We start from the raw sequence: 6,482 nt of genomic DNA, 5'->3' as shown, positions 1-6,482 counted from the left end.
TTATTTAACAGTGGTGAATGGTTAATGTTACTGGCAGCTTTATCAATGGCTGTAGGTACGGTATTAATTCGCTTTGTCTGTAGATATGCTGATCCGGTAACAGCCACGGGATGGCATATAATTTTGGGGGGGTTGCCTCTGTGGGGAATTTCTGCGGTTGTAGAAAACCAACAGTGGCAAAATCTGGTATTGTCCGATTGGTTAAATTTGGGTTATGCAACTATCTTTGGTAGTGCGATCGCCTATGGTTTATTCTTTTATTTTGCATCAAGTGGAAATCTAACGAGTTTAAGTTCTCTTACCTTTCTCACACCAGTTTTTGCTTTAATATTTGGTCATCTTTTTCTTGCAGAAGTTCTCACCCCCATTCAATGGCTAGGAGTTATGCTGACTTTAATCAGTATTTATTTAATTAACCAACGGGAAAATTTAGCAGGACAAAATCAAAAAGCTACCATCAATGAAAACACTAATCAACAAAAACCAGTTTTAGAAGCATCTGTAACTAAGAAACTTTAAAAAATTACCCTAATATACTCCTTGGGAGATCAGGAAAATGAGGTATGGGTTTCATGCATTTTAACGTGATTTTTTGATGATTTTTGAGCGATAGCGAAGCGCTGCTGCAAGCAGTTCGCTATTGATCGGAAGTTAATCGCCAAAAGCCTGAAACAACGGATTTTCGTTCATGCACATCATGGTAAATTTGTACAGTGCGTAAGTCCCATTATCAATTATCAATTATCAATTACCAAACCATAGATAATCAACTCTATGGTAAAAACCGATCTAAAGCTGCTTTGAGTTGTTCAATTTCTACATCAATATTGCCATTTTCTGAAGCTCTAGCAATACATTCCGTTAAATGCTCATCTAAAACAATCCGCGCTACTTTATCTAATGCACCCCTCACAGCCGCAATTTGTAATAATACATCGGGACAAGGGCTGTTTTGCTGCACCATTGTTTTAATACCGCGAATGTGTCCTTCTATTCGTGATAGTCGGTTAACAATTCGCCGTAAAGATTCTTCACTATGAACATGAGGATGAACCGAGTTGACTGTTTCTGAATTATGATTTGTATGCTCGTGGTTGTGGTGGTGTGTGTGTTCTGCTTGCTGTGATGAAGGCAAGGATGTTTCAGCTAATCGGTTTGATGCTGTCATGAGTCCTGTGGGGTTTGGTATTAATTAGATCCTAGCCTAGAGTGATTTGAGATTGGCGGAAAAACCGTACTGAGTCAGGGTAAATGTCCATAATAGCTTGGTTGGTGTATGTTCCATTAACTTGATGACAGAAGTTGTTAGATCACAAGTTGGGTAAAAACTTCAATCAGCACAGATTTGTAAACCAGCTATAAAAATAATTGTAGCTAGATTTGTAAATAGATAGCAAACATTAGGCTTCTAGATTAGGTTGTGATTATGCAAATTTTTCAACTACCTCAGTTTATACGTAAACTCAGTACCCGTGTTTTAGCGATTTTTTTAGGAGTGGTGTTAACGGTTTCTTGTGTGTCAGTTTTACCTTCCCACGCAGAAACAGCACCGGATCAAGTGGTTGCCCAAAAACCATCTGCTGCTGTTGGTGCTATTGGTAACAGTAGCTTTGTCACTGCGGCGGTAAATCGTGTGGGTTCTGCTGTGGTAAGGATTGATACCGAAAAAACTATTACTCGTCCTGTTGATCCCATTTTGGAAGATCCGTTTTTACGAAGGTTTTTTGGTGATGGTTTCCCCCAAATGTCACCCACTGAACAGTTAAGGGGTTTAGGTTCTGGTTTTATTCTGGATAAAAGTGGGATAATTTTGACTAATGCCCATGTTGTAGATCAAGCTGATAAAGTAACTGTACGCTTGAAAGATGGCCGTACTTATGAAGGTAAGGTAAAAGGCATTGATGAAGTTACTGATTTAGCAGTAGTTAAGATTAATGCTGGTAGCGATTTACCGATCGCACCTTTGGGATCTTCTAGCAGTGTACAGGTGGGAGATTGGGCGATCGCTGTCGGTAATCCGTTAGGATTTGATAATACTGTCACTTTGGGTATTGTCAGCACTTTAAAACGTTCTAGCGCCCAGGTGGGAATTAGTGATAAACGTTTAGATTTCATTCAAACTGACGCAGCGATTAACCCTGGTAACTCTGGAGGTCCGTTGTTAAATGCTGAAGGAGAAGTAATTGGCATTAATACCGCTATTCGTGCAGATGCAATGGGAATCGGGTTTGCTATTCCGATAGATAAAGCTAAGGCGATCGCTGCACAATTACAAAAAAACGGTAAAGTTGCTCATCCCTATTTAGGGGTACAGATGGTGACATTAACACCCCAGTTAGCAAGACAAAATAACACTGATCCTAACTCTGCAATTCAAATACCAGAAGTGAATGGTGTGTTAGTGATCCGAGTTGTACCTAACTCCCCTGCTGCTACTGCGGGTATGCGACGCGGTGATGTGATTTTACAAATTGACAGTCAAACAATTACCACTGCTGAACAATTGCAAAGAGTTGTAGAAGATAGTCGTTTAGGTGAAGCGTTGCAGGTAAAAGTACAAAGAGGAAATCAACTTCAGGTGCTTTCTGTGCGTACTGCTGAGTTACAAGACATTTCTTAATATCCAAATCCCAAGAAAATGGGGATATGTTGAGGCATATCCTCATTTTTTCATGTTAAGTTTCTAATTAGGGTTTGCTGAAAAATTTATCTGTGAAGGCTAGGTGACTGGGGACTGGGGACTGGTGACTGGTGACTGGTGACTGGTGACTGGGAAGAGTACCCAATTACCAATTACCAATTACCCATTACCTATTACCAATTACCTATTACCTATTACCTAATTTTGAATTTCTGAAAATATGGCATCTAACAAAAATATTCTCAGCGAAATATTATCTTCTTCGCCAAACTTTTTTTCTCAACTGGTATTTGGCTTTCTGTTAGCTATTATTTCCAGTTTTGCAGGAGCTTCATTAATTCTCAGTTTATTTGTGGGGATTATGGGTGGTGTTGCTTTAGGGTGGTTTACAAACGTCAACGAAAATAACCCCCAAATACCAGATGTAGCTTCTAATGATGGCATTGATGCAGCACTGAAATACTGGTTATTTTTCATGTTCAGCTTTGTGTTTCTTGGTTATTCCGCACCAATAAGTATTTTATTTGGAGGAATAGCAGCTGTAGGTGGTGGTTGGATTATTGCTTGGTGGAGAAGTAAAGAAGCAACTCAAACTCAATTATCAGATGAAATTTTAGAAGAAGCAGAAATCCCAGAACCCAACGAGAAAAGTACCAGAGGCAGAAAAAGAATATCTACCCGTCGTTATCGTCGCGCTTCTGGCAGTTTCAATTTTCGCTTTTGGCAAAAATAGATGTAAGCATTCAGCTATCAGTTTATAACAGCAAAAACAAAGATTTAGCAGCATTAATTGAGGAAATTTCCACTTTGTATTTTAGCGTTGAAAGCTGAAAGTTGATGGACACCGACGGCTGAATACTTACGAGCAAAGGAACGATATTGAACGATATTGATGTTATTAACTCAAATAATACAAATTCCCAGAAACTTACAACATTTGTCTCATTCTCGCTTGATAGTCCATTAATGCACCTTGAGTAATGACATTACAACCATTTCTCCTAGCGGTGGGAATTTGTCCGGTTCTTAAAGCTGTATACAATGTGTGGTGATCTACACCGAGAAATCTCGCTGCTTCTGTTAGGGATGTACCGGAGTTGATCATACATCCTCTTTTTCTTTTTCGGCTTGCAAATGTATGTAACATAAAGCAATGAAAAATGAGTTAAGCTGTTGTGCATTTAATTTGTATAAGTGGAACAGGCATCTTGCCTGTTAAACAAGAGTTCAGAATATTAGGATTATACAATTTAGCTGTGTAACAGCTTATTAGATCTTTATGTTGCTGGATAAAAAAACGGAGGTTAATGTTTTTTCAACAAAACTTGACGTTTTGACTACAAGTACAGTGGTAAGCTGTTACACAGCTAAATTGTATAATCCTAATATTCTCAACTCCTGTGATCAAACTTTTGTGATCAAACTTTTGACTTGATGCAAAACCTATCTCAATTATAGCTTTAAGCTGATTACTGATTACTGAATGCTGATGATTTTATTGTCCTAAATACGCTTCTAAAACTTTGGCATTTTTTTGAATTTCCGTAGGAGTACCGACTGCTAAATTTTGTCCTTCTGCTAATACCCAAACTTTGTCACACAAAGACATAATTACATCCATATTATGTTCAATAATTAAAAAAGTTAAACCATTTTCTCTGTTCCATTTGAGGATGCGATCGCAAATATCATCTATTAATCTAGGATTCACTCCTGCTGCTGGTTCATCTAATAATATTAACTTAGGATTTGTCATCAAAGCGCGTCCCATTTCTAATAGTTTACGCTGTCCACCTGACAAACCACCAGCATAGTCATTTGCTTTTTTTTCTAATCCTACAGATTCTAATAAAAACATTGCCCTTTCTTTATTTTGTTTTTCTTCTCTAGCGACAATGTGTGGTTGAAATTGCACTTGCCAAAAATTCTCACCAATTTGTTTTTGTGCTGCTAACAGCATATTTTCTAAAACTGATAAACGTGATAGAGTTTTGGGAACTTGGAAGGTACGAATTAAACCTTGTTGGGCAATTTGAAATGGTTGTAAATTGTGAATCGGTTCACCATCAAAAATCACTCTTCCTTTATCTGGGTGGATGAAATTGGACAGTAAATTAAATAAAGTCGTTTTACCCGCACCATTAGGACCAATTAAACCAGTGATACTACCTTGAGTAACTTCGATGTTAGCATCTTGAACCGCTTGAATACCACCAAAATTTTTACAAAGTCCGGTAGCTGCTAATAGGGGAATTTGGGGAGATTGAATATTATTTACCATGATGTTTTTATTCTCAACTTAACTTTTAATTAATTATTATCAACGTTTTTGATCAATTACCAATTTTCAAAATTAATCAAAATTAATCAAAATTAATAACTTCCGTTCCCAGTCACCAATCACCAATCACCTATTTACCAAGAGTAAGTTCCTCTTTTTTACCTAGAATACCTTGAGGTCGCCAAATCATCAGTACCATGAGAATTAGACCGATAAACATAATTCTAAAAGCACCGATACGTTCTACATCTAAAGGAACAATTTTTGGTAAAAATTCCCGTGTGAGGGCATCATAAGCGAAATAAATTACTGCCCCTAAAATTGTACCGATATTATTACCAGAACCGCCTAAAATTATCATAATCCAAGCGTCAAAAGTGAGTTGAGGTTGAAAATTATCAGGATAAATGGCGCTCAGTTGCCAAGCGAAGAAAGCACCAGCAATACCAGCGATCGCACCGCCTAACATCAAAGATTGTAACTTATAAGAAAAGACATTTTTACCTAATGCTTTGGGTACTTCTTCATCTTCACGGATAGCTTTGAGAACTCGACCCCAAGGAGATTTGACTAAAAATTCTAAGCGCCAAAAAACAAAAGCTAAGACTAACAAAGCCAATAACATTAAGCCCGCTTTAGGGTTGTAATTATACAATCCCACCACACCAGCAACATAAATAGCGACTGACAATAAACCTAAAATTATACCCACTACCAAACGGGAAGAAAATTCTTTTTTAATGGAAACAGTGACAGATTTTTGAGCAGTTGTTACCCAACGCCACAAAGAAAATAAAGTAACAATTGCAAGTAAGGAAAGTACACCAATCATCAAAAATCGGAAAAATAAATTGGGTGTGGTTGATAGAGGAATCGCATAACTTTGGACACCAAACGCCCCAGAAATCCAAGCATCACCTACTGGTAAATCTTGGTTATTCACCACCAAACGAATTAATTCCCCAGTACCAATAGTAACAATACCCAGATAATCTTCCCGGAGGCGTAGAGTTGCAAAACCAATAACCAAACCTAACAAAGCGGAGACAATTGCCCCAGCGATCGCCGAAAATAATAGAGGTACACCTTTTAAACTTAATAAAACTGTAGTATATGCACCCAAGGTCATAAAAGCAATATGACCAAAATTAATCAAACCTGTAAAACCCCACTGTAAATTAAGCCCTAATGCGAACAAAGCAAAAGTAGCAGTAGAAATAGCCAGAAAAATGAGATATTCAATCATAATTAGTCATTAGTTATTTTTACCCAGTCCCCAATCCCCAGTCACCACGATAGAAATTACAGGTGAAATAGTCAAGTTTTTGCGTGTTGTGCCAATGCCAGATGTGTAAATTGGTGATTGGTGACTGGGTTAACCTCCCTTTCTTCCCCTGCCTCCTGCCTCCTCATTACAAACTGTATAAGACAGAGCAGGGATCGCCAAAACCATAGATTAAACTGGAGTTTGATCAAGTATATGTGAGAATTCCCTCATGATGGATGCTAAGGCACTTTGGCAACGATACCAAGAATGGTTATATTACCACGAGGGATTAG

General features: G+C 37.9%; 7 protein-coding genes. 3 read left to right on the top strand and 4 right to left on the bottom strand.

The annotated features are described in order from the left end of the window. Positions 1–519, top strand: a 519-nt coding sequence (locus FFR48_RS24090) for a DMT family transporter (RefSeq protein WP_137669120.1), incomplete at its 5' end; no start/stop codon positions are given. A 253-nt stretch (positions 520–772) separates the two neighbouring features. Here FFR48_RS24090 and FFR48_RS24085 read toward each other — a convergent pair. Beyond that, complete coding sequence (locus FFR48_RS24085) at positions 773–1,168, bottom strand: metal-sensing transcriptional repressor (RefSeq protein ID WP_096571228.1); 396 nt, start codon at positions 1,166–1,168, stop codon at positions 773–775. A 258-nt stretch (positions 1,169–1,426) separates the two neighbouring features. Here FFR48_RS24085 and FFR48_RS24080 point away from each other — a divergent pair, with 258 nt between their 5' ends. Continuing rightward, the gene (locus FFR48_RS24080; RefSeq protein ID WP_096571230.1) at positions 1,427–2,620 is read left to right on the top strand and encodes an HhoA/HhoB/HtrA family serine endopeptidase; all 1,194 of its coding nucleotides are present in this window, start codon (positions 1,427–1,429) and stop codon (positions 2,618–2,620) included. Between the two features lie 241 nt (positions 2,621–2,861). Continuing rightward, complete coding sequence (locus tag FFR48_RS24075; RefSeq protein WP_096571232.1) at positions 2,862–3,374, top strand: hypothetical protein; 513 nt, start codon at positions 2,862–2,864, stop codon at positions 3,372–3,374. A 195-nt stretch (positions 3,375–3,569) separates the two neighbouring features. On the opposite strand, the gene FFR48_RS24070 is transcribed toward FFR48_RS24075, so the two are convergent. The 3 genes from FFR48_RS24070 to FFR48_RS24060 form a co-directional block, all read right to left on the bottom strand. Continuing rightward, complete coding sequence (locus FFR48_RS24070; protein ID WP_137669119.1) at positions 3,570–3,746, bottom strand: helix-turn-helix domain-containing protein; 177 nt, start codon at positions 3,744–3,746, stop codon at positions 3,570–3,572. A gap of 390 nt (positions 3,747–4,136) precedes the next feature. Continuing rightward, the gene (locus FFR48_RS24065) at positions 4,137–4,922 is read right to left on the bottom strand and encodes an ABC transporter ATP-binding protein (RefSeq protein WP_137669118.1); all 786 of its coding nucleotides are present in this window, start codon (positions 4,920–4,922) and stop codon (positions 4,137–4,139) included. 130 nt (positions 4,923–5,052) lie between these two features. Next, positions 5,053–6,168 carry a branched-chain amino acid ABC transporter permease gene (locus tag FFR48_RS24060; RefSeq protein ID WP_096571238.1) on the bottom strand — a complete coding sequence of 372 codons (1,116 nt, stop codon included), beginning with the start codon at positions 6,166–6,168 and terminating at the stop codon, positions 5,053–5,055. Positions 6,169–6,482 lie beyond the last annotated feature (314 nt).

Source organism: Sphaerospermopsis reniformis, assembly GCF_005402885.1.
Classification (GTDB): domain Bacteria; phylum Cyanobacteriota; class Cyanobacteriia; order Cyanobacteriales; family Nostocaceae; genus Sphaerospermopsis; species Sphaerospermopsis kisseleviana.
Note: the sequence above shows the minus strand (reverse complement) of the source record. Positions and strands in the feature narration are given on the sequence as shown.

What these genes read in the sequence shown, in the direction of transcription:
- FFR48_RS24085 (WP_096571228.1), bottom strand. Translation starts at nt 1,168, where the DNA reads ATGACAGCATCAAACCGATTAGCTGAAACATCCTTGCCTTCATCACAG.
- FFR48_RS24080 (WP_096571230.1), top strand. Translation starts at nt 1,427, where the DNA reads ATGCAAATTTTTCAACTACCTCAGTTTATACGTAAACTCAGTACCCGT.
- FFR48_RS24075 (WP_096571232.1), top strand. Translation starts at nt 2,862, where the DNA reads ATGGCATCTAACAAAAATATTCTCAGCGAAATATTATCTTCTTCGCCA.
- FFR48_RS24070 (WP_137669119.1), bottom strand. Translation starts at nt 3,746, where the DNA reads ATGATCAACTCCGGTACATCCCTAACAGAAGCAGCGAGATTTCTCGGT.
- FFR48_RS24065 (WP_137669118.1), bottom strand. Translation starts at nt 4,922, where the DNA reads ATGGTAAATAATATTCAATCTCCCCAAATTCCCCTATTAGCAGCTACC.
- FFR48_RS24060 (WP_096571238.1), bottom strand. Translation starts at nt 6,168, where the DNA reads ATGATTGAATATCTCATTTTTCTGGCTATTTCTACTGCTACTTTTGCT.